This is a genomic window from Streptomyces sp. NPDC036984 (assembly GCF_055607665.1).
Genome location: NZ_JBVJRL010000004.1, coordinates 386,076 through 407,603, shown reverse-complemented (window position 1 = coordinate 407,603; position 21,528 = coordinate 386,076). Strand labels below are relative to the sequence as shown.

Annotated in this window: 17 protein-coding genes and 1 pseudogene; 10 read left to right on the top strand and 8 right to left on the bottom strand. The window is 70.0% G+C overall.

What is annotated here, in order from left to right; translation table 11 throughout:
- Positions 1-188 precede the first annotated feature (188 nt).
- From ACZ7DL_RS11175 to ACZ7DL_RS11135, 9 genes are all read left to right on the top strand, one after another.
- Complete coding sequence (locus ACZ7DL_RS11175; protein ID WP_470773315.1) at positions 189-1,346, top strand: mandelate racemase/muconate lactonizing enzyme family protein; 1,158 nt, start codon at positions 189-191, stop codon at positions 1,344-1,346.
- Positions 1,343-2,347, top strand: a complete 1,005-nt coding sequence (locus tag ACZ7DL_RS11170) for a zinc-dependent alcohol dehydrogenase (protein ID WP_470773313.1) — start codon at positions 1,343-1,345, stop codon at positions 2,345-2,347. Before ACZ7DL_RS11175 ends, ACZ7DL_RS11170 begins: the two co-directional genes overlap by 4 nt.
- 120 nt (positions 2,348-2,467) lie before the next feature.
- Entirely contained in the window at positions 2,468-3,469 is a 1,002-nt protein-coding gene (locus ACZ7DL_RS11165) for a hypothetical protein (protein WP_470773310.1), read from the top strand.
- Positions 3,470-3,473: 4 nt separating this feature from the next.
- Entirely contained in the window at positions 3,474-4,583 is a 1,110-nt protein-coding gene (gene chvE / locus ACZ7DL_RS11160; RefSeq protein WP_470773309.1) for a multiple monosaccharide ABC transporter substrate-binding protein, read from the top strand.
- A gap of 37 nt (positions 4,584-4,620) precedes the next feature.
- Positions 4,621-6,171 (top strand): multiple monosaccharide ABC transporter ATP-binding protein, encoded by a 1,551-nt coding sequence (gene mmsA, locus ACZ7DL_RS11155; RefSeq protein ID WP_470773307.1) that lies wholly within the window; start codon positions 4,621-4,623, stop codon positions 6,169-6,171.
- Entirely contained in the window at positions 6,168-7,412 is a 1,245-nt protein-coding gene (gene mmsB / locus ACZ7DL_RS11150) for a multiple monosaccharide ABC transporter permease (RefSeq protein ID WP_470773306.1), read from the top strand. Before mmsA ends, mmsB begins: the two co-directional genes overlap by 4 nt.
- A gap of 25 nt (positions 7,413-7,437) precedes the next feature.
- A complete protein-coding gene (locus tag ACZ7DL_RS11145) occupies positions 7,438-8,586 on the top strand; it encodes an aldose epimerase family protein (protein WP_470773305.1) in 1,149 nt (382 codons plus the stop codon).
- A gap of 101 nt (positions 8,587-8,687) precedes the next feature.
- Entirely contained in the window at positions 8,688-10,418 is a 1,731-nt protein-coding gene (locus ACZ7DL_RS11140) for a pyridoxal phosphate-dependent aminotransferase (RefSeq protein ID WP_470773304.1), read from the top strand.
- Positions 10,419-10,557: 139 nt separating this feature from the next.
- Complete coding sequence (locus ACZ7DL_RS11135; RefSeq protein WP_470773303.1) at positions 10,558-10,755, top strand: hypothetical protein; 198 nt, start codon at positions 10,558-10,560, stop codon at positions 10,753-10,755.
- Here the strand turns inward: ACZ7DL_RS11135 and ACZ7DL_RS11130 are convergent.
- The 3 genes and pseudogenes from ACZ7DL_RS11130 to ACZ7DL_RS11120 all read right to left on the bottom strand — a co-directional run.
- Positions 10,721-11,137 (bottom strand): annotated as a pseudogene (locus ACZ7DL_RS11130) (family 43 glycosylhydrolase); the annotation flags it as partial. The gene ACZ7DL_RS11135 and the pseudogene ACZ7DL_RS11130 sit on opposite strands and share 35 nt — an antisense overlap.
- A gap of 212 nt (positions 11,138-11,349) precedes the next feature.
- Positions 11,350-12,012 (bottom strand): DUF4360 domain-containing protein, encoded by a 663-nt coding sequence (locus tag ACZ7DL_RS11125; protein WP_470773301.1) that lies wholly within the window; start codon positions 12,010-12,012, stop codon positions 11,350-11,352.
- A 234-nt stretch (positions 12,013-12,246) separates the two neighbouring features.
- Positions 12,247-12,705 carry an RrF2 family transcriptional regulator gene (locus tag ACZ7DL_RS11120; RefSeq protein WP_470773298.1) on the bottom strand — a complete coding sequence of 153 codons (459 nt, stop codon included), beginning with the start codon at positions 12,703-12,705 and terminating at the stop codon, positions 12,247-12,249.
- Between the two features lie 75 nt (positions 12,706-12,780).
- On the opposite strand from ACZ7DL_RS11120, the gene ACZ7DL_RS11115 reads away from it, so the two are divergent.
- Entirely contained in the window at positions 12,781-15,735 is a 2,955-nt protein-coding gene (locus ACZ7DL_RS11115; RefSeq protein ID WP_470773296.1) for a glycoside hydrolase family 35 protein, read from the top strand.
- On the opposite strand, the gene arfA is transcribed toward ACZ7DL_RS11115, so the two are convergent.
- The 5 genes from arfA to ACZ7DL_RS11090 form a co-directional block, all read right to left on the bottom strand.
- Positions 15,722-17,236 carry an arabinosylfuranosidase ArfA gene (arfA, locus tag ACZ7DL_RS11110; RefSeq protein WP_470773295.1) on the bottom strand — a complete coding sequence of 505 codons (1,515 nt, stop codon included), beginning with the start codon at positions 17,234-17,236 and terminating at the stop codon, positions 15,722-15,724. The two genes, ACZ7DL_RS11115 and arfA, sit on opposite strands and share 14 nt — an antisense overlap.
- Before the next feature lie 106 nt (positions 17,237-17,342).
- A complete protein-coding gene (locus tag ACZ7DL_RS11105; protein ID WP_470773294.1) occupies positions 17,343-18,305 on the bottom strand; it encodes an arabinan endo-1,5-alpha-L-arabinosidase in 963 nt (320 codons plus the stop codon).
- 16 nt (positions 18,306-18,321) lie between these two features.
- Entirely contained in the window at positions 18,322-19,170 is an 849-nt protein-coding gene (locus ACZ7DL_RS11100) for a carbohydrate ABC transporter permease (protein ID WP_470773292.1), read from the bottom strand.
- The gene (locus tag ACZ7DL_RS11095) at positions 19,167-20,108 is read right to left on the bottom strand and encodes a carbohydrate ABC transporter permease (protein ID WP_470773291.1); all 942 of its coding nucleotides are present in this window, start codon (positions 20,106-20,108) and stop codon (positions 19,167-19,169) included. Before ACZ7DL_RS11095 ends, ACZ7DL_RS11100 begins: the two co-directional genes overlap by 4 nt.
- Positions 20,105-21,463 carry an extracellular solute-binding protein gene (locus ACZ7DL_RS11090; protein WP_470773290.1) on the bottom strand — a complete coding sequence of 453 codons (1,359 nt, stop codon included), beginning with the start codon at positions 21,461-21,463 and terminating at the stop codon, positions 20,105-20,107. The genes ACZ7DL_RS11095 and ACZ7DL_RS11090 overlap by 4 nt, the downstream gene beginning before the upstream one ends.
- Between the last annotated feature and the right edge of the window lie 65 nt (positions 21,464-21,528).

The following is a 21,528-nucleotide window of genomic DNA, read 5'->3' as shown; positions in this document are numbered from 1 at the left end:
TAGAGTCCGCGCGGGACCCGGTTCCAGGCGCGGCTGTGAAGGTTTCGTGCGAGGTCGAAAGAGTTCTCGAAAGCCTTGCCGAAACCGTTACCTGTTCGACCCATTGACACCTCTGCCGGACCGTCCTTACTGTCACGCCAGCATTTCGAACGTGTGACGAAATCTCGAACAGCTGAGGGGCAACTGCCGTGCGCATCACCGGAATCAGCACGCACGTGGTCGGCACGCCGTGGCGCAACCTGACCTACGTCCAGGTGCACACCGACGAGGGGATCACGGGAGTCGGCGAGACCCGTATGCTCGGGCACACCGACGCGCTGATCGGCTATCTGCGAGAGGCCGAGGCCAACCACATTCTCGGATCGGACCCGTTCGCCGTGGAGGACCTGGCCCGCCGTATGAAGTACGGCGACTACGGCCGCGCCGGCGAGATCGTCATGTCCGGCATCGCGGTGGTCGAGATGGCGTGCTGGGACATCAAGGGCAAGGCGCTGGGCGTGCCCGTGTGGCAGCTGCTCGGCGGCAAGGTCACCGACAAGGTGAAGGCGTACGCCAACGGGTGGTACACGACCGAGCGGACCCCGGAGGCGTACCACAAGGCCGCGCAGGGGGTCATGGAGCGCGGTTACAAGGCGCTGAAGATCGACCCGTTCGGCACCGGGCACTTCGAGCTGGACCACCAGGAAACCCTGTACGCCGTCTCGCTCATCGAGGCCGTGCGGGACGCCATCGGCCCCGAGGCCGAGCTGATGCTGGAGATGCACGGCCGCTTCTCCCCCGCCACCGCCGTCCGGCTGGCCAAGGAGATGGCGCCCTTCAAGCCGGCCTGGCTGGAGGAGCCGGTGCCGCCGGAGAACCTCAAGGCGCTGGAGAAGGTCGCCGCCAAGGTGGACATCCCGGTCGCCACCGGTGAGCGCATCCACGACCGGATCGAGTTCCGCGAGCTCTTCGACAGCCAGGCCGTGGACATCATCCAGCCCGACGTCGGCCACATCGGCGGCATCTGGGAGACCCGGAAGCTCGCCGCCACCGCCGAGACCCACTACATGCTGGTCGCCCCGCACAACGTGGGCGGGTCCGTGCTCACCGCCGCCTCCCTCCAGGTCGGCTTCACCTCCCCGAACTTCAAGATCCTGGAGCACTTCAACGACTTCGCGGACGCGGAGATCAAGAAGGTCGTGAAGGGGGCGCCGCAGGTCGTCGACGGGTACTTCCACCTCTCCGACGCGCCCGGTCTCGGGGTCGAGCTGGACGTCGACGCGGCCGCCGAGTTCCCGCAGCAGCAGGCCCGGTTCGACCTGTGGGCCGAGGGCTGGGAGCAGCGCAAGCCGAAGGGCACGAAGTGAGTTCCCAGGTCCTGATCGAGGCGCCGGGCAGTCACCGGGTGGAGGACCACACGCCCCGGGACCCCGGTCCCGGCGAGGCGCTGGTCGCCGTGCACGCGGTGGGCATCTGCGGCAGCGACCGCGAGGTGTACCAGGGCAACCGGCCCGAGGGATACGTCCGTTACCCGCTCACGCCCGGCCACGAGTGGTCGGGGACCGTGCGCGCGGTGGGCGCGGGCGTCCCCGAGAGCCTCGTCGGACGCAAGGTCGTCGGGGAGGGCTTCCGCAACTGCCAGGTCTGCGACCGCTGCCACGCGGGCGAGACCACGCTGTGCACGGCCGGGTACGAGGAGACCGGGTTCACCCGGCCCGGTGCCATGGCGGCCACCCTGACCCTGCCGGCCCGGCTGCTGCACGTCCTGCCGGACGACGCCGACCTCACCGCCGCCGCCCTGCTGGAGCCGGCCGCGTGCATCGCCGCCGCCGCGCTGAAGGCGAACGCCCGGCCGGGTGAGCGGGTCGCGGTGGTCGGCACGGGCACCCTGGGCATGTTCGCCGTGCAGTTCCTGAAGGCCGTCTCGCCGGCGGAGCTGCTCGTCGTCGGCACCCGGGGCGACCGGGAGGCGCTCTCCCGGCGGTTCGGGGCGAGTGACTTCCGGCTCCGGGACCGGGAGCTGCCCACAGGCTTCGACGTGGTGATCGAGACCGCCGGGTCCGCGTCCGCCGCACGCACGGCCGCCGCACTGCTCCGGCGCGGCGGGCGCCTGGTCCTCACCGGGATCCCGGCGCCGGGCGCGGATGGGCTCGACCCGACCGATCTCGTCGTACGGCAGCTGGAGGTGCACACAGTCTTCGGGGCGCCCCCTGACGCCTGGGCGCACGCCGTGCGGGTGTTCGGCGCCGGGCTGCTGGACCCGCTGCCACTGGTCACGCACGAGCTGCCGCTGACCGAGTTCCCGCAGGCCATCGAGCTGGTCGGAGCCGGCGATCCGAAGGTGGGCAAGGTGCTGCTCCGCCCCTGACGTACGCCGGTCGGGGCGCGACCTGACGGCGCCCCGACCGGCGTACCACCAAGGCTTTTTCATACCCAGAGCCACGAACGTCGTCCGATATTTCGAACACCAGGACACTAAGGACAGCTTGTGACCGACGCTTCCGCCCCGGCAGCCCGCAGGCCCGGCGAGCAGGTGCTCGCCGCACTCGGCCTGAGCGCGCCCGCCCTCGACCCCACCGACGCGTCCGCCCACACCTTCCCGGGCGGCGGCCGCTGGCGCACCGAGATCCCCTCGTGCGAGGGTCCCGAAGCGCTGACGGTCGTCCTCAAGGAGGCCTCGCGCCTCGATGTGCCGATCCACCGGATCAGCCAGGGCAGCGGCGTGTGGATGCTCACCGACGCCGAGATCACCGAGATGGTCGAGGCCACCGCCGAACGCGACATCGAACTCTGCCTGTTCACCGGCCCGCGCGGCACCTGGGACATCGGCGGCTCGGTGCGGTCCGACTCGCGGGGGGCCGGACTGCGCGCCCGGGGCCACGACGCCGTCGCGGGCTGCGTCGAAGACGCCGTACGGGCGACCGCGCTGGGTGTCAAGTGCCTGCTGGTGGCCGACGAGGGCGTGCTGTGGACCCTGCACCGGGCCCGGCAGTCCGGGATCATCCCGGCCGACACCACGCTGAAGGTCTCGGCGCTGATCGGCCCGGTCAACCCGGCCTCGTACGCCGTCTACGAGCGGCTCGGCGCCGACTCCGTCAACGTGCCCAGTGACCTGACGCTGGACCACCTCACCGAGATCCGCCGGGTCTCCGGCGCCCCCATGGACATGTACATCGAGGCCCCCGACGACCTCGGCGGTTACATCCGGATGTACGAGGTCGCCGAGCTGATCCGGCGCGGCGCACCGCTCTATCTGAAGTTCGGCCTGTCCAAGGCTCCCGGCATCTACCCGTGGGGCACCCACCTGCGGGACGTGACCCTGGACACCGCCCGGGAGCGGGTGCGGCGCGGCCGGCTCGCCCTGGACCTGCTCGCCCGGCACGGCGCGGACGGCGACATGGCGCCGCTCGGCTCACGGCTGCCCGGGACCCTCAACCGCTTCCCCGTCGAAGCATCCGCTCCTCTCAACGACGAGAACGACAAGGACTGATCCCATGCGCAACCGCAGAGCCGCACTCGCCGCGATAGCCGCAGCCGCCTCGCTCGCCCTCACCCTCACCGCCTGTGGCCAGAACAGTGAGGGCGGCAGCAAGGCGAAGCCGGGCGACGCCAAGGGCGCCACCATCGGCATCGCCATGCCGACCAAGTCCTCCGAGCGCTGGATCTCCGACGGCAAGAACGTCGTGAAGGACCTGGAGGCCAAGGGCTACAAGACCAAGCTGGTCTACGGCGAGGACGACCCGGAGCAGCAGGTCTCGCAGATCGAGAACCTGATCACGCAGGGCGTCAAGGGCCTGATCATCGCGGCCATCGACAACAAGTCCCTGAACAGCGTGCTCCAGCAGGCCGCGGACGCGCACATCCCGGTCATCTCCTACGACCGGCTGATCCTCGGCAGCAAGAACGTCGACTACTACGCCTCGTTCGACAACGAGAAGGTCGGCAAGCTCCAGGGCCAGTACATCGTCGACAAGCTCGGGCTGGACAAGGGCAAGAAGGGCCCGTTCAACATCGAGCTGTTCGCCGGCTCCAACGACGACAACAACACCAAGTACTTCTTCGGCGGCGCCATGAGCGTCCTCCAGCCGTACATCGACAAGAAGCAGCTGGTGGTCAAGTCCGGCCAGACCGCCCTGAACAAGGTCGTCACCCTGCGCTGGGACGGCACCACCGCGCAGAAGCGCATGGAGGACATCCTCACCTCGGCCTACAAGACCGGCCGGGTCGACGCGGTCCTCTCGCCGTACGACGGCATCTCCATCGGCATCCTGTCCGCGCTGAAGTCGGACGGCTACGGCTCGGGCAGCAAGCCGCTGCCGGTGATCACCGGTCAGGACGCCGAGCTGGCCTCGGTGAAGTCGATCATCGCCGGTCAGCAGACGCAGACCGTCTACAAGGACCTCCGCAAGCTCGCCGAGGTCGCCGCCGCGATGATGGACGACTCCCTGAAGGGCAAGAAGCCGCAGGTCAACGACACCAAGACCTACGACAACGGGACCAAGGTCGTGCCCGCCTACCTGCTCCAGCCGGTGAGCGTCGACAAGAGCAACTACCAGCAGGTGCTCGTCGACGGGGGCTACTACACCGAGGCCGACCTCAAGTAACCCCGCCCCTGTTCCCAACGGATTGGAAGGCACGACCATGGCGGGACCCGTCCTGGAAATGCGCTCGATCGTCAAGACCTTTCCCGGCGTCAAGGCGCTGTCGGACGTCACCCTGACCGTCCGGCAGGGCGAGGTCCACGCCATCTGCGGGGAGAACGGCGCCGGCAAGTCCACCCTGATGAAGGTGCTCTCCGGCGTCCACCCCCACGGCAGTTACGAGGGGGACATCCTCTTCGAGGGGGAGGTCTGCCAGTTCAAGGACATCCGGGCCAGCGAGCAGCACGGCATCGTCATCATCCACCAGGAACTGGCGCTGGTGCCGCATCTGTCCATCGCGGAGAACCTCTTCCTCGGCAACGAGCACGCCACGCGCGGACTCATCAACTGGCGCGAGACCCTGCGCCACGCCACCCGACTGCTGCGCCGGGTCGGTCTGGACGAGCATCCGGAGACCCGGGTCGCCGACATCGGCGTGGGCAAGCAGCAGCTGGTGGAGATCGCCAAGGCGCTGTCGAAGGAGGTGAAGCTGCTCATCCTCGACGAGCCGACGGCGGCCCTGAACGACGAGGACAGCGGCAAGCTCCTCGATCTGATCCTGGAGCTGAAGAACCAGGGCATCACCTCGATCATCATCTCGCACAAGCTCAACGAGATCCGCAGGGTCGCCGACTCGGTGACGATCATCAGGGACGGCCGGTCCATCGAGACCCTCGATGTGAAGGCGCCGGAGACGACCGAGGAGCGGATCATCGCCGGCATGGTGGGCCGCGACCTCGACCACCGCTTCCCCGAGCGCACCCCGCACCGGCCGGAAGAGGGCGCGGCGCCGGCGCTGGAGATCCGCGGCTGGACCGTGTTCCACCCGATCGACCAGCAGCGCAAGGTCGTGGACGACGTGTCGATCCAGGTCCGCCGCGGGGAGATCGTCGGCATCGCGGGCCTGATGGGCGCGGGCCGCACCGAACTCGCGATGAGCGTCTTCGGGCGCACCTACGGCCGGTACGCGGGCGGCACGGTCCTCAAGGACGGCAGGGAGATCCGGACGAAGACCGTCCCGGAGGCGGTCGGGCACGGCATCGCCTACGTCACCGAGGACCGCAAGCACTACGGCCTCAACCTCATCGACACCATCAACCGGAACATCTCGCTGACCGCGCTGAACAAGGTCGCGCGGCGGGGCGTGGTGGACGAGCACGAGGAACGGCAGGTCTCCGAGGGCTTCCGGAAGTCCATGAACATCAAGGCGCCCACGGTCTTCGAGCCGGTGGGCAAGCTCTCGGGCGGCAACCAGCAGAAGGTCGTCCTGAGCAAGTGGATCTTCGCCGGGCCGGACGTGCTGATCCTGGACGAGCCGACCCGCGGCATCGACGTGGGTGCCAAGTACGAGATCTACACGGTCATCGACCAGCTCGCCGCCGAGGGCAAGGCGGTCGTCTTCATCTCCTCCGAGCTTCCCGAGCTGCTCGGCATGTGCGACCGCATCTACACGATGGCCGCCGGGCGGCTGACCGGCGAGGTGCCGCGCGCCGAGGCCACGCAGGAAGTGCTGATGCGCCACATGACGAAGGACAAAGAGGTAACGCGATGAGCACGGATGTGACCGCCAAGAGCCCGGCCCCCGCGCCGCCGGGCAAGAGCGGATCGGCTGCCGGCGCAGGGCTGCTCGGCCTGGTGCTGAGCGGCCTGCGCCGCAACATGCGCCAGTACGGCATGCTGATCGCGCTCGGCCTGATCGTGGTCCTCTTCGCGATCTGGACCGACGGGGACCTGCTGCTGCCGCGCAACGTCTCCAACCTGGTGCTCCAGAACAGCTACATCCTGATCCTCGCGATCGGCATGATGCTGGTGATCATCGCCGGGCACATCGATCTGTCGGTCGGCTCGCTCACGGCGTTCGTCGGCGCCTTCGCGGCCGTACTCACCGTCCAGCACGGCGTGTCCTGGCCCATCGCACTGGTGCTGTGCCTGCTGGTGGGCGCGGCGGCGGGCTCGATCCAGGGCTATCTGATCGCCTATCTCGGCATACCGTCCTTCATCGTCACCCTCGCCGGGATGCTCCTCTTCCGCGGCCTGACCGAGATCCTCCTCAAGGGCCAGACCCTCGGCCCGTTCCCGGACGGACTGCAGAAGCTCGGCAACGGCTTCCTGCCCGAGACCGGCCCGAACACCAACTACCACAACCTCACCCTGCTGCTCGGGCTCGTCCTGATCGCGGCCGTGGTGTGGCAGGAGTTCCGGGACCGCCGCCGCCAGCAGGAGTTCTCGCTGGACGTCGTGCCCACCCGGCTGTTCCTGCTGAAGCTGACCGCCCTGGTGGCGGCGATCCTCGCCCTCACCCTGCTGCTGGCCAGCTACAAGGGCGCTCCGATCGTGCTGATCATCCTCGGCGCGCTGGTCGTCGGCTACGGCTACGTCATGCGCAACGCGGTCTTCGGCCGCCACATCTACGCCATCGGCGGCAACCTGCCGGCGGCCAAGCTGTCCGGTGTGAAGGACAAGAAGGTCACCTTCTACGTCTTCCTGAACATGGGCGTGCTCGCGGCCCTGGCGGGTCTGGTGGTCGCCGCCCGGCTGAACGCGGCCTCGCCGAAGGCGGGCGTCAACTTCGAACTGGAGGCGATCGCCTCCTCGTTCATCGGCGGTGCGTCCATGAGCGGCGGTGTCGGCACCGTCCTCGGCGCCATCATCGGCGGTCTCGTCCTCGGCGTGCTGAACAACGGCATGAACCTCCTGAGCGTCGGTACCGACTGGCAGCAGGTCATCAAGGGCCTGGCCCTGCTGGTGGCTGTCGGGTTCGACGTGTGGAACAAGCGCAAGTCCGGTTCGTAAGCACCCAGACAAGGGAGCCGCACCCATGGAACTGAACAGACGCACGGTCATCGCAGGAGCCGCGGCGGCGGGCCTCGCCGCCACCACCCTCGGCGGCACGGCCCAGGCGGCCACGGGAAGGAAGCCGGTGAAGGAAGTCTTCGGCACGCTCGCCGACGGCACCAAGGTGCACCGCTGGTCGCTGGAGAACGGCGGCACCCGGCTGAAGGTGCTGTCGTACGGCGGCATCGTCCAGTCGCTGGAGATCCCGGACCGCCACGGCCGGCACGCCAACGTCTCCCTGGGCTTCGACACCATCGACGACTATGTGGCCAAGAGCCCGTACTTCGGCGCCCTGATCGGCCGCTACGGCAACCGCATCGGCAAGGGACGGTTCACGCTGGACGGCACGAGCCACCAGCTGTCCGTCAACGACGACGTGAACCATCTGCACGGCGGCACCAAGGGCTTCGACAAGCACATCTGGGACGTCGAGCCGTTCACCCGGGGCTCCGACGTCGGGCTGCACCTGCACTACACCAGCGTCGACGGCGAGATGGGTTACCCGGGCACGCTCCGGACGAAGGTGACCTACACCCTCACCCGGCACGGCGACTGGCGCATCGACTACGAGGCCACCACCGACAAGGCCACCGTCGTCAACCTCACCAACCACGTCTACTGGAACCTGGCCGGCGAGGGCAGCGGCACGATCGAGGACCACGAGCTCACGATCGCCGCCGGCCGCTACACCCCCACCGACCCGGGTCTGATCCCCACCGGCGAGCTGGCCACGGTCGCGGGCACCCCGTTCGACTTCCGGCACGCCAAGCCGATCGGCCGGGACATCCGGGCGGGCCACCCGCAGCAGGTGCAGGCCAAGGGGTACGACCACAACTGGGTCCTGGACAAGGGGATCACGGCGCGGCCCGAGCACATCGCGACCCTGCGCGACCCGCGCTCCGGCCGCACCCTGAAGATCGCCACCGACCAGCCGGGCCTCCAGTTCTACTCCGGCAACTTCCTGGACGGCACCCTGACCGGCACCGGTGGCCGCACCTACCGCCAGGGGGACGCCCTCTGCCTGGAGACCCAGCACTTCCCGGACTCGCCGAACCACGCGAACTTCCCGACGACGGTCCTCCGGCCGGGGCAGACCTACCGGACGACGACGATCCACTCGTTCGGAGCGTGAAGTCACTCACGCACTCCGTGAGTTGAACACCACGGCGGCCTCCTCCGTATCCAAGGGTGGCCCGTGCTCCCCCGCACGGGCCACCCTGAACGGAGGTCCCCTTGGCCGGCAACGTCACCTCGTTGTTCCGCGGCACCGCCGCGCACAGCCCCTCCATGGCGGCGCTGACTCGTGAGGGCGGCGACGGGGCCGGACCGGTGGACTTCTGCATCCCGTGCAACCCGTACTTCCCGACGCCGGCGATGTTCGAGGAGATGGCGGGCCGGCTGCGGGACATCATCACGTACTACCCGAGCAGCGCCGACACCATCACGAGCGAGCTGTGCGACCTGCTCCAGCTGCCGCCGCAGTGCGTGGCGATGGGCAACGGCTCCACGGAGCTGATCACCTGGATCGACCATCTGCTCGTCCGCGAGTCCCTGGCCGTCCCCGTGCCCACCTTCGGCCGCTGGACCGACCAGCCGATGGAGACCGGCAAGCGGGTCGACATGTTCCCGCTCCAGGAGGCGAACGGCTTCGCCCTGGACCTCGCGCAGTACGCCGAGTTCATCCGGTCCCGGGGCACCCGGGTCGCGGTGATCTGCAACCCGAACAATCCCGACGGCGGCTATCTGCGCCGCCAGCAGGTCGTGCAGTTCATGGACACCATGGCCGACCTGGACCTGGTGGTGATCGACGAGTCCTTCCTGGAGTTCGCCGACGCGGAGGCCGAGCCGAGCGTCGTCCAGGAGGCCATGCTCCGCCCCAACGTGATCGTCCTGCGCAGCCTCGGCAAGAACTTCGGCCTGCACGGCATACGCTTCGGCTATCTCGTCGCCAACCCGGCGCTCGCGGGCAAGGTCCGCTCGATGCTGCCGAAGTGGAACCTCAACTCCTTCGCCGAGCACGTGGTGTTCATGCTGAAGGAACACGGCCCCGAGTACGCGCAGAGCCTGACGCAGGTCCGCCGCGACCGCCTGGAGATGGCCAGCCACCTCTCCGCGCTGCCCGGCCTCACCGTCTACCCCTCCCAGGGCAACTTCCTCTTCGTGCGCCTGCCCGTCGGCGCCGAGGGCACGGTGGTGCGGGACCGGATGCTCACCGAGCACCGGATCCTGGTCCGCGAGTGCGGCAACAAGATCGGATCCTCCAGCCGCTTCCTGCGGCTCGTGGTGCGCCCCCAGGTCGACGTGCGTCGCCTGGTGTCCGGCCTGGAACAGGTGCTCTACGGGTCCAGGAGGGGAGCCGCCGTACCCGAGCTGGGTACCGGGACCAACTACAGCTCGGGTACGGCGGCCGTGGACCGGCTGGTCAGCGAGACCAACGGGGCCGGCATCCGGCTCACCGCGGCCGGTCCCGCTCCGGCCGCCGGCACCGGCATGCCGCTCCCCGCCGCCGTGACGCCGGCCGGCGGCGGGATGCCGATGCCGGCGGCAGCCCAGCCGATGCCCGCACCGGCCCCGCAGCCGGCATTCACCCCCGCCCCCGCACCGGCCCCGGCGCCGGCTCCCGTCCCCCTGCCGGCATCCGCACCCATGCCGGCACCCGCACCCGTGCCGGCACCGGCTCCCGTCCCCGTGCCGGCCGCCGCGGCGGTGCCGGCGGCTCCCACCCCCGTGCCGGCCGCCACACCCGTGCCCGTCGCCGCCCCGGTACCGGCCGCCCCCACCCCCGTACCGGCCGCCGCCCCCACCCCGCCCGGGGTCCCGGCCCGTGGCGGGCTCACCGCGGCCCAGGTCCGCGGGATGACGGCCCCGGCCCCCGCCCACGGCCTGACCCCGGCCCCCGCGACGGGCTGGCCCAACGCCCGGAGCTGGCCGAGCGCGGCGGGGACGGGCCAGGCGGCCGTCTAGGGCGGGCCGCCCGGCCCCGCAGGCCGTGCCCGCGGGGCCGTACCCCAGGCCCTGGGCGCGGGGCCGAGGCCGGGGTGCTTGACAGGTTCGCCGACGGAACGGCCCGTGCTCCGCGGTCCTGGACGGTCGGGAGGGCCGGATGGAGTCGGCCGGGCGATGGCGGGTGGGTTCGGTGTGCGAGCCGGACGGCTGGACCGCGCCGGTCGCCTGGGAGGCCCTGGTGGCGGAGCTGACGCGGTTCACGGATGCCGTCCGCGAGGGGATCGCCGCCCTCGGTGCCGATCCCGGCCTGGTGCCCGCGCTCAGTACGCCACCGGCCAGCCCGTCGACCAGCTGAGCAGGCTGACGCCGAGCTTCGGAGTGCCGCCGGCGTTGCCGTCGTAGTAGTGGTAGACGATCAGGTCGCCGTCGGTGTCGTGCACGATGGACTGCCCGCCGGGCCCGATGACGTTGCCGTGCGATTCCAGGACCGGCGTGCCGCCGTTGTTCGTCATCGCCACCCCGTTCTTGTCGTGGTACGGGCCGGTGACCGAGGTGGCGCGGCCGACCTTCACCTTGTACGTCGAGCTGGTGCCCTGGCAGCAGACGTCGTAGGAGGCGAAGAGGTAGTAGGAGCCGTTGCGCTTGACGACGTACGGCGCCTCGACCGCCTTGCTGCCGGTGGGCCGGGAGGCGAGCGAGTAGCGGGTGCGGTCGCCGGCGTACTGCTTCCCGGTCGCACCCCCTCTCCCAGGACTCCGTCTACGACGGCGGCGGCGCCTCCTCCGGCCTCCTCACCCTCACCGCCCTGGGCAGCCCCACCTCGTCCGGCTACACCGGAACCCTCACACTCGGGGTCTCCGGCTGACCCACTGCACGAGCCCGCGCCCCCCCGTCCGCGGGGAGCGCGGGCTCCGCTACGGCCCCGGACACACGGGCGGTCCGGCCGGGATCAGTGACGGCCGGCCGCCCCCGGGCAGGTCTTCCACGCCAGGTGGTAGACCGTGTTGATGTCCCCGTCCGTCGAGTCCATCGTCATGAAGCTGACCTTGCCGGGCGTCGTGCTGCCGGCGCTCACGCGCAGTTCGGTGTTGATGTTGAAGTTGCGCAGGACTCCGCAGGGCGCCCAGACCAGTTGCGCCCAGTCGGTGTCGTCGGTGGCCTGCCAGTCGTCGTTGTAGGGGCCGGTGAACGGGTGCGTCCTGGGGACGGTGTTCGAGGAGCCCTGGAAGTAGTACGACGCCTTCTGCGTGCCGGTGGCCCCCCGCTGGAGCGAGGCGAAGCCGCGGTAGTCGGCGCTGGCGACCGCGTAGGTGAACCCCTGCGGCACGTGGACCACGAGGTTGAGCTGGCAGTTCTTGCGGAAGGCCGTGGGGTCGGAGTTGCCGCCGGCCTGGGCCAGGTACGCGCTGTAGGTCACCGTGAAGGCGGTGTTGTCGGGGGACACGGCCACGGCGGCCGTGCCCGCGGGACAGCCGGAGCCGTTCACGGTCGCCACGTCGATGACGATCTTGTCCGGGGGCGGGTTGTCGAAGACGGAGGACGGGCTCTGGGCGGGTATCGCGGTGGTGACCAGAGCGGCGACAGCACCGCTCAGGAGGAGTCCACCAGCCATGGTTTCTCCCGGTTGTCGAGTGGGGGGTGCGCCTCCCGCCGCGACCGTTCACAGGTGAAGAATCTGTGTGCCACCTGTGAACCGGAGATGGAGGCGTGGGCATCGTAGGAAGCCCCGCCCCGGACCGGGAGAGTGAACTCCGGCCATTCACACCGGGCTTTTCACGGCCTCCGGACACGCCTCGCCAGGCGTGACGTCACTCGCCCCGTCCCCGGCCGGGCGAGCGCCGGCCCCCTAGGGGTTCTCCCAGGCCGCCGGTTCCGCCGCCAGGGCGCGGACCGGCTCCGGTAGCGCGTCCGCCGCGAGGTCGGCGAGGGTGACGCCCTCCAGGATCCGGCGGACGTTGGCGCGCAGGGCGATCCACAGGGGCAGCAGGGGCTGGGCCGTGCCGGTGTAGGCGAGGCCGGTCGGGCGTTCGCCGCGTACCGACACGATCGGGCCGTCGACCGCCCGGATGACGTCCGCCACGGTGACCGCGGCCGCGTCCCGGGCCAGCCGGTAGCCGCCGCCTCCGCCGCGCCGGCTTTCGACGATCCCGGCCCGGCGCAGGTCGCCGAGGATCCCTTCCAGGAACTTGTGCGGGATGGCCTGTACGGCGGCGATTTCCTCTGCCTTCACCGGGCCGTTACCCTGCCGTACGGCCAGCTCCAGTACCGCCCGTACCGCGTAATCCGCCCGCGCCGAGATCCTCATGCGCCCATTGTGGGGCGTACCTCCGTGGAGAATGGCCGCACCCGCGCCCCGTAAGATCGCCCGGGAGGATCCACCTTGGCGCTCAGCAGACGTACCTTCAGTGCCCTGGCCGGCTCGGCCTCGCTCGGCCTCGCCCTGGGCGGCAGCGGCGGCCCCGGGGCGCCCTCGGCGTACGCGGGCGCCAGCGCGCCGACCGGCCCGGCGCCGGCCCCGCCGAGCGCCGACGGCGAGCGCCACACCATCGGCTACGACCACTACTCGCTGCTCGTGGACGGGCGGCGGCTGGTCGTGTGGTCCGGCGAGATGCATCCCTTCCGGCTGCCGAGCCCGTCTCTGTGGCGGGACGTGCTCCAGAAGATGCGGGCGCACGGCTACAACGCCGTCAGCATCTACGTGGCCTGGAACTACCACTCCCCCGCGCCGGGCCGGTACGACTTCACCGGCGTCCGGGACCTCGACCTGTTCCTCCGCACGGCCGCCGAGACCGGGCTGTACGTCATCCTGCGGCCCGGCCCGTACATCAACGCCGAGGTCGACGGCGGCGGCTTCCCCGGCTGGCTGACCGCGACGAAGGGCACGGCCCGGACCGACGACCCGACCTATCTGTCGCACGTCGACGAGTGGCTCACCCAGGTGAACCGGATCGCCCGCAGGCATCTGTTCACGCAGGGCACCGGCACGATCCTGCTGTACCAGATCGAGAACGAGTACGACGCCCACGTGCGGGAGGCCACCGGCCGGAACTACATGGCCCACCTCTACCGGAAGGTGCGGGCCGACGGGATCGACGTTCCGCTGTTCCACAACGACAAGGGCCGCAACGGCTACTGGATCCCCGGCTCCTTCGACACCGGCGGGGAGAAGGGCGGCTGGCTGTACGGCTTCGACGGGTATCCCTCGCCGTCCCAGACCCCGCCGGACTGGGGGCACTACGGTCCCGGCGGGCCGAAGGGCGGGGCCACCGCCTCGCCGAGCACGCCCGGGTTCGTGCCCGAGTTCGGCGGCGGCTGGTTCGATCCGTGGGGCGGGGCCTGGTTCGACGGCAAGGGGTACGCCGAGTCGCGGCGCACCCGGGACGCGGCCTACGAGCGCCGCTTCTATCTGACCAACCTCGCCAACGGCCTCACCCTGCACAACGTGTACATGACCTTCGGCGGGACGTCGTGGGGCTGGCTGCCCGCGCCGGTCGTCTACACGTCGTACGACTACGGCGCCGCGATCGACGAGGGCCGGAACGTCACCGACAAGATCGCCCCGATGCACCAGCTCGGCCACCTGCTCCAGCGCGTGCCCGACTTCGCCAGGCTGGACCGGGCGGCGGACGTGACGGCCGAGGGGCTGACGGTCTACCACCTGACCAACCCGGACACCGGCAGCCATGTGTACGTCGCCCGCAACGACGGTACGGACCCGGTCACCACCGACCTGCCGACCGACGCCGGCAAGCTGCGGATCACCGTGCCCGGCAAGGACGCCAAGCTGCTGACCACCGGGCTGTCGCTGGGCGAGCGGACGCTGAAGTACTCCACCGCCCAGCCCATGATGTGCCTGACGGCGGGCCGGCAGGACATCGCCGTGTTCGCGGGACGGCGGGACGAGATGGCCGAGCTGGTCCTGAGCTGCCCGGCCGAGCCGTACGTACAGCGGCTGGACCCGGAGGCCGCCTGGGTCTACGACCGGGGCGAGCTGCATGTCAACGCCCCGCTCGGGCAGGGCGGCCTGACCCGGGTGCTGGTGCAGAAGGGCGAGTCCGACACCCCGCTGCTGCTGCTCTTCGCCGACGACGCCACCGCCGTCCGCCTGTTCCCGTACGACACCCCGTCCGGGACCGTGCTCGTCTACGGACCGGCGCTGCTGCGGCACGCCGAACTCCATGGCTCGGAGGTCCGCCTGACGGGTGACGTCACCGAGCGGACGACCGTGGAGGTGTGGGCTCCGCGCGGCATCGACACCCTGGTGTGGAACGGGCGCAGGCTGGCCACCCGGGTCACCCTGTCCGGCAGCCTGATGACCACCGAGATGCTGCCGGACGTCCCCGAGGTCCGGCTGCCCGAGCTGGGCGGCTGGCGGATGCGGACCGAGAACCCGGAGGCGGGCCCGGGCTTCGACGACTCGTCCTGGAAGACGGCCGACAAGACCACCTCGTACAGCACCACGGCCGTCCCGGACGGGCAGCCGGTGCTGTTCGCCGACGACTACGGCTTCCACTACGGAGACGTCTGGTACCGGGGCACCTTCACCGGCACGACCGGCATCGAGGAGGTCTCGCTCGCCTGCACCACGGGCACCCAGGGCCTGCTGATGGCCTGGCTGGACGGCGAACCGCTGGGCACGTACCGGATGCCCGTGCCGGACAAGGACACCACCATCCGCAAGGGCAGCTGGACGGCGACGGCGGTCTTCCCGGTGCGCGAGCAGCTGCGCTCCCCCGGCCGGCATGTGCTGTCCGTCCTCGTCCGGCGCATGCAGCACGACCAGGACGGCAAGGCGCTCGACACGCACAAGGCGGCGCGCGGCCTGACGGCCGTCACCTTCCGGGGCGGCACGCCGGAGGTGACGTGGCGGATCCAGGGCGAGGCCGCTGCCGACCCCGTGCGGGGGCCGATGAACAACGGCGGCCTGTACGGCGAGCGGGAGGGCTGGCATCTGCCCGGTTTCCGGGACCGGGACTGGGAGAAGGTGACCTTCCCGCGCGCCGAGCGGCGGCAGGGCGTGACCTGGTACCGGACCACGTTCCGGCTGTCGGTGCCGGCCGACATCGACGCCTCGGTCGGCCTGGTCCTGGAGGACGACCCGTACCGGGCCTACCGTGCCCAGATCTTCCTCAACGGCTGGAACCTGGGCCAGTACATCAACGACGTCGGCCCGCAGCACACCTTCGCCCTGCCGAACGGCGTCCTGCGCACCCGGGGCGCCAACACCCTCGCGCTGGCGGTCCTTTCGGAGTTCACCACGCTGTCGGGCCCCGGGACGGTCCGCCTGACGCTGCTGGGCAGGGCGGCGGGCGGCATTCCGGTCAGGCGAGTCTGATCACGTTCCAGGACAGCGGCTCCAGTACGGCGGTGAGGGTGCCGTCCGTCAGGGTGGTGCCCTCGACCCGGTGCGGGGTGACGCGTTCGGGCTCGGTGCGGGTGTTGCGGGCGTCGGGATCGGCGTCCGCGAGGGCGGTGTGCTCGGTGACGGAGGTCAGTTCCAGTCCGTTGAGGGTGACTTCGAGGGGCAGCGGCCCGGTGCGGCTGCGGTTGACCGCGAACACGGTGACCGTGCCGTCGGCCGCGCGCACGGCGGTGGCGTGCAGCAGGTCCGTCTCGCCGTACTTCCTCGTCTCGTACGTCGGCGAGTCCACGCGGACGTCGAGCACCTGGCCCCGGCCGTACGCCGAGGCCTGCGCGAACGGGAAGAACGTCGTCTGCCGCCAGGCCGGGCCGCCCGGTTCGGTCATGATCGGCGCGATCACGTTGACGAGCTGGGCGAGGCAGGCGACGGTGACCCGGTCGGCGTGCCGGAGCAGGGCGATGAGGAGCGAGCCGAAGACGACCGCGTCCATGACGCTGTAGTTGTCCTCCAGCAGGCGGGGGGCCTCCGGCCAGTCGGACTGGTCGATGATCCTGGCGTACTCCTCCCACTTCGAGAGGTACCAGACGTTCCACTCGTCGAAGGAGAGGTTGATCTTCTTCTTGGACTTGAGCCTCGCGCCCACGTGGTCGGCCGTGGCGACCACGTTCTCGATGAAGGACTCCATGTCGACGGCGGAGGCGAGGAAGGAGTCCAGGTCGCCGTCGACGGGCTCGTAGTAGGCGTGCAGGGAGATGTAGTCGACCAGGTCGTACGTCTCCTTCAGGACGGTCGCCTCCCACTCGGCGAAGGTGGGCATGGCCTGGCTGGAGGAGCCGCAGGCGACCAGTTCCACGCCGGGGTCCTGCTGGCGCATGGCGCGGGCGGTCTCTGCGGCGACCCGGCCGTACTCCTCGGCCGTCTTGTGGCCGGTCTGCCAGGGGCCGTCCATCTCGTTGCCCAGGCACCAGAGTTTGATGCCGAAGGGTTCCTTGTCGCCGTGCGCGGCGCGGAGGTCGGAGAGGGCGGTGCCGGAGGGGTGGTTGGCGTACTCCTGGAGCTCAAGAGCTTCGGCCACGCCTCTCGTCCCGAGGTTCACCGCCATCATGGGTTCGGCCTGGGGGCCGATCTTCTTCAGGAAGGCGATGTACTCGGAGAGGCCGAACCGGTTGGTCTCGGTGGAGTGCCAGGCCAGGTCGAGACGGCGGGGACGGTCCGCTTGGGGGCCGACCGAGTCCTCCCACTTGTACCCGGACACGAAGTTGCCGCCCGGGTAGCGGATGGTGGTGACGCCGAGTTCGCGGATCAGATGCAGTACGTCCGTGCGGAGGCCGTCGGCGTCTGCCGTGGGGTGGTCCGGTTCGTAGACACCGGTGTAGACACAGCGGCCGAGGTGTTCCACGAAGGAGCCGAAGAGGCGGGGGCTTACTTCGCCGATGGTGAAAGCGGGGTCGAGGGTGAAGCGGGCGGGGTGCATGTTCGCCTTCCGGGGTGGGGTGCTGGTGATGCGTCGGCGGGTGCGGGTTGTCTCCGGCTCGTCGTGCCCACGTGGCGGAGCCGCCTGTGGACACAGCCCCGCGCCCCTAGGAGAGTGCAGGCCAACCTGCTTTCCAGCGAAGCCGGTTGAGGCCCAGCTTCGGGGTGCCGCCGTCGTCCGCGTCGTAGTAGTGGTACGCCAGCCAGGTCTTGCCGCGGCTGCGGAACGTCGACTCGCCGCCGGTGCCGACGTAGCGGCCGTGGCCGGCCAGCAGGAGGTCGCCGCCGCCGTCGAGCAGCGGCGTGCCCTCGCTGTCGACGTACGGGCCCGTCACCGACGTCGAGCGGCCCACGCGGATCCTGTACGTCGAGTTCACGCCGGCGCAGCAGGCGTCGTAGGAGGCGAAGAGGTAGTAGTAGCGGCCGTGGTGGAGGATCGACGGTCCCTCCACCGCGTACGGGGCGTCCGGGCGGTTGGCCAGGTGGTGGACCGTGGTGCCGGGGACGGCCTTGCCGGTCTCCGGGTCGAGTTCGACCATGCGGATGCCGGTCCAGTAGGAGCCGAACGCCAGCCACAGTCTGCCGTCGGCCCGGATCAGCGCCGGGTCGATCGCGTTCCAGGTGTCCGTCGTCTCCGAGCCGAACGCCTTGCCGTGGTCGGTCCAGGTGCCGGGCAGGCCGGTGGGTGAGGTGGCGACGCCGATCGCGGAGTGGTTGGTGCCCCAGGAGGAGACGGCGTAGTAGAGCCAGTAGCGGCCGTCGCGGTAGGTGAGGTCGGGGGCCCAGGGGTCGGCGGTGGTGTTGTAGTCGTACCACCAGCTCGGCGGTGTGGTGAAGGCGTTGCCCGCGTCCGACCAGTGGTGGAGGTCGGTGGAGAGGCGGGCGCCGATGATGCCGCCGGTGGAGTAGGCGACGTACTGGCCGTTCTTCAGCCGGTGGACGGTGGGGTCGTGGATGATCTGCTGCCCGCTCAGGGGCAGGGGATCCGGGTAGGCCGGCGCTGCCGAGGCTGTCGTGGGCAGCAGGGCCAGGGCCGCTGCCGTGAGGACGGTGGCGAGTCTGCGTTTCAAGGCCGCTTGCTCCCTGTCACTGTCCGGCCAGGCCCGTGTGGGCGACGCCCGCCACGATCTGCCGCTGGAAGAAGACGAAGACGACGATCAGCGGCAGGCCCGCCATGAGACCGCCGGCCATGAGCTGGGCCCACTGGATGCCGTAGGAGTTCATGACGGTCGCGATGCCGTTCGGCATGGTCATCAGGTCGGGGTTGTTGGTGACCATGTACGGCCACAGGAAGTTGTTCCACGAGGCGATGAAGGTGAAGATGCCGACCGCCGCGAGGGAGGGGCGGGCCAGCGGGACCACGATGGTGAAGAAGACCCGCCAGCGGCCGGCGCCGTCGATGAAGGCCGCTTCCTCCAGCTCGCGCGGGATGCCCTGGAAGAACTTGTAGAGGATGTAGACCATCGCGGCGGGCGCGCACTGCGGCAGGATCATGCCCCAGTAGGTGTCGACCATCCCCATCTGCTGGACCGTGGTGAACAGGGGCACACCGAGGACCGCCGGGGAGATCATCAGGCCCGCCATGACCACGGCCATCAGGGCGCTCTTGCCGCGGAACTCGGTGCGGGCGAAGCCGTATCCGGCGAGTGCGCTCACGAGCAGCACGACGGACGTCACGCAGACGGAGACGACCAGGGAGTTCACGAACCAGTCGGTGATGTTGCCGGTGTCGAACAGGGCCTTCCACGCCTGGCCCGTCCAGTCCTTCGGCAGCCAGTGCGGAGGCACCTCGACAGCCTCGGTCTCGGACTTGAGGGAGGTGAACAGACCCCAGGCGAACGGAGCGAGGAACACGACCGAGACGGCCGCACCGAGGAGGGTGAGGATGATCTGACTGGGGGTCCACGCCTTGCGCGGCGGTGCGGCCATGCTCATCGGGCTGCCTCCTCACGGTTGCGCAGCAGCCACATCCTCACGAGGGCGACGGCCGCGATGATCACGAAGAAGATGACGGAGATCGCGGAGGCGTAGCCCACGCGGTAGCTCGTGAAGCCCTCTTCGAGGGTGTACTGGACGAACGTGCGGGTCGAGTTCTCCGGGCCGGGGCCGAAGTCCATCATCACGACGGCCTGGTCGAAGATCTGGAGCGAGAGCAGGATCTGGAGGGCGATGACGAGGCCGGTGATGTTGCGCAGCATCGGCAGGGTGATGTGCACCATGCGGTGCCAGGCGTTCGCGCCGTCCAGCTTGGCGGCCTCGTAGAGGTGGTCGGGGATGCCCTGGAGCGCGGCGAGGTAGAGCAGGAAGCTGAAGCCGACCGTCCACCACAGGGTCTCGATGACGATGGCGAGCATGGCGTACGACTTGTCGGTCAGCCACGGGGTGTCGAGGCCGAAGACGTGGTTGATCATGCCCGTGCCGGGGTTGAACAGCCACTGCCAGAGATTGCCCGCGACGGTGGAGGGCAGCAGGAACGGGGCGAAGAAGCACAGCCGCCACAGCCATTTGCCGCGCTCGATGTGGTGGGCGAGCATCGCGAGGAGGAAGGCGAGGACCGTGATGCAGGGCACGACCAGGAGCGTGAAGTACGCGCTGTGGCCGAGCGCGTCCCACATCAGGGGGTCCTTGAGGGCCTCGCGGTAGTTGTCGAGGCCGATGAAGCTCGCGCCCTCGCCGGTGATGTTGGCGTCCGTGAAGCTGAGGTAGACGCCGCGCAGCAGCGGCCAGATCACGAAGAGGGTGAACAGGGCGAGGAACGGGGCGACGAACCAGCCGCCGTGCTGGAAGCCCTGCTTGCGGCGGAGAGTGGCGCTGTCCGCGGCGGTCCTGGTGCGTGCGGGTGCGGCGATGGTCTGGGCGCTGGTCGCCGTCATGCGACCGCACCTCCTTCTGCGGCGGTCCTGCCGTCCATGGGGTTCTTCATGGCGAGCAGCGTGGTGAGCTCGCTCTTCATCCGGCGGGCGACGGCATCGGGCTTGGCGGAGCCCATCGTCGAGGAGACGACGATGGGACCGACGCGCTGGGCGAGGATGCCGGTGGAACCCGCGAACCACACCTTCGGCTCGGTGGCCTGGTGGTTCATGGCGGAGACGTACTCGTTCTGCGGGTCCAGCCTCCGGTAGGCGGGCGTGGACAGGGTGGGTGTGTAGGCGGGGATGTGGCCGCCGGCCGCCCACTGCCGGGCGTGCCGGACGACGTAGGCGGCGAGTTGGTGGGCGGCCTCGTTCGCGGCGCCGCCGCGGTCGGACTGGTGGGGCAGGACGAACGCGTGCGACTCGGCGTGGGTGGCCTGCTTGCCGAAGACGGGTGGCAGCGGGATCGCGCCGTAGTCGAGCTTCGCTCCGGAGAAGACCGGCACCGACCAGTTGCCCTCCCAGGCGAAGGGGGAGCCGTTGACGAACTGTTCGGCGCCCGCGCCACCCCCGAAGCCGGGGTCGGCGTAGCCGTCGGTGATGTGCCGGCGCAGGAACTCCAGGACCCGAGTGGCCTTGTCGGTGTCGAAGGTGACCTCGGTGTCGGCGTCGTTGAACCAGGTGCCGCCGAGCTGGGTGTAGAAGGCGACGAAGAACCACCACTGGAAGTTCTGGTCGTTGTGCCAGAAGCCGAGGGTCTGGAGGCCCTTCCTGGTCGCCTTCCTGGCCTCCTTCAGCACGTCGAACCACTCGTCGGTGGACGTCACGGGCACGATCCGGCCGTTGTCGCCGAGCAGCCCCGCCTTCTTCAGCACGTCCTTGCGGTAGAAGCAGAGCTGGACGTGGATGTCGAGCGGGAGGGCGTAGAGCTTGCCGTCGATGATGCCGCGCTGCCACAGCTTGGGGTTGTAGTCCTGCTCCCGTACTCCGTACTTGGCGAGCAGGCCGACGTCCCAGGGGTCGAGGAGGCGGCCGGGCGCGAAGCCGGTGACCCGGCCCATGTGCATGACGCCGAGGTCGGGTGCGCGGTTGCCGGCGGCCGCCATGGCGAGTTTGGTGTAGAAGGGGTTGCCCCACTGGAGGGTGGAGTCCTTCACCGCGATGCCGGGGTGGGTGTCCCGGAAGCCGTCCAGCATCGCGATCATGTTGGAGCCGTCGCCGCCGCTGAAGAGGTTCCAGTAGCGCACCCGGGTACGGGCGTTGGAGGCGAGTGCGTCCGCGCCGGCGCCGAGTGCCGCGAAGCCGAAGCTGCCGGCCACCGCCAGTCCGCCCGCCGCGGCCAGAAGGTGCCTGCGACTCAGGCCAGGTTGTGCCATACCGTGCCCCCACGTTCGACATTCCGAATGCTGCCCGTAACTTCGAACGGGACCGTAGATTCGAA

Excerpts from the sequence above, each read along its gene's own strand:
- arfA (WP_470773295.1), bottom strand. The coding sequence starts at position 17,236 with ATGCACCCCGCCCGCTTCACCCTCGACCCCGCTTTCACCATCGGCGAA.
- ACZ7DL_RS11145 (WP_470773305.1), top strand. The coding sequence starts at position 7,438 with ATGGAACTGAACAGACGCACGGTCATCGCAGGAGCCGCGGCGGCGGGC.
- ACZ7DL_RS11125 (WP_470773301.1), bottom strand. The coding sequence starts at position 12,012 with ATGGCTGGTGGACTCCTCCTGAGCGGTGCTGTCGCCGCTCTGGTCACC.
- mmsB (WP_470773306.1), top strand. The coding sequence starts at position 6,168 with ATGAGCACGGATGTGACCGCCAAGAGCCCGGCCCCCGCGCCGCCGGGC.
- ACZ7DL_RS11095 (WP_470773291.1), bottom strand. The coding sequence starts at position 20,108 with ATGACGGCGACCAGCGCCCAGACCATCGCCGCACCCGCACGCACCAGG.
- ACZ7DL_RS11100 (WP_470773292.1), bottom strand. The coding sequence starts at position 19,170 with ATGAGCATGGCCGCACCGCCGCGCAAGGCGTGGACCCCCAGTCAGATC.
- mmsA (WP_470773307.1), top strand. The coding sequence starts at position 4,621 with ATGGCGGGACCCGTCCTGGAAATGCGCTCGATCGTCAAGACCTTTCCC.
- ACZ7DL_RS11090 (WP_470773290.1), bottom strand. The coding sequence starts at position 21,463 with ATGGCACAACCTGGCCTGAGTCGCAGGCACCTTCTGGCCGCGGCGGGC.
- chvE (WP_470773309.1), top strand. The coding sequence starts at position 3,474 with ATGCGCAACCGCAGAGCCGCACTCGCCGCGATAGCCGCAGCCGCCTCG.
- ACZ7DL_RS11135 (WP_470773303.1), top strand. The coding sequence starts at position 10,558 with ATGGAGTCGGCCGGGCGATGGCGGGTGGGTTCGGTGTGCGAGCCGGAC.
- ACZ7DL_RS11120 (WP_470773298.1), bottom strand. The coding sequence starts at position 12,705 with ATGAGGATCTCGGCGCGGGCGGATTACGCGGTACGGGCGGTACTGGAG.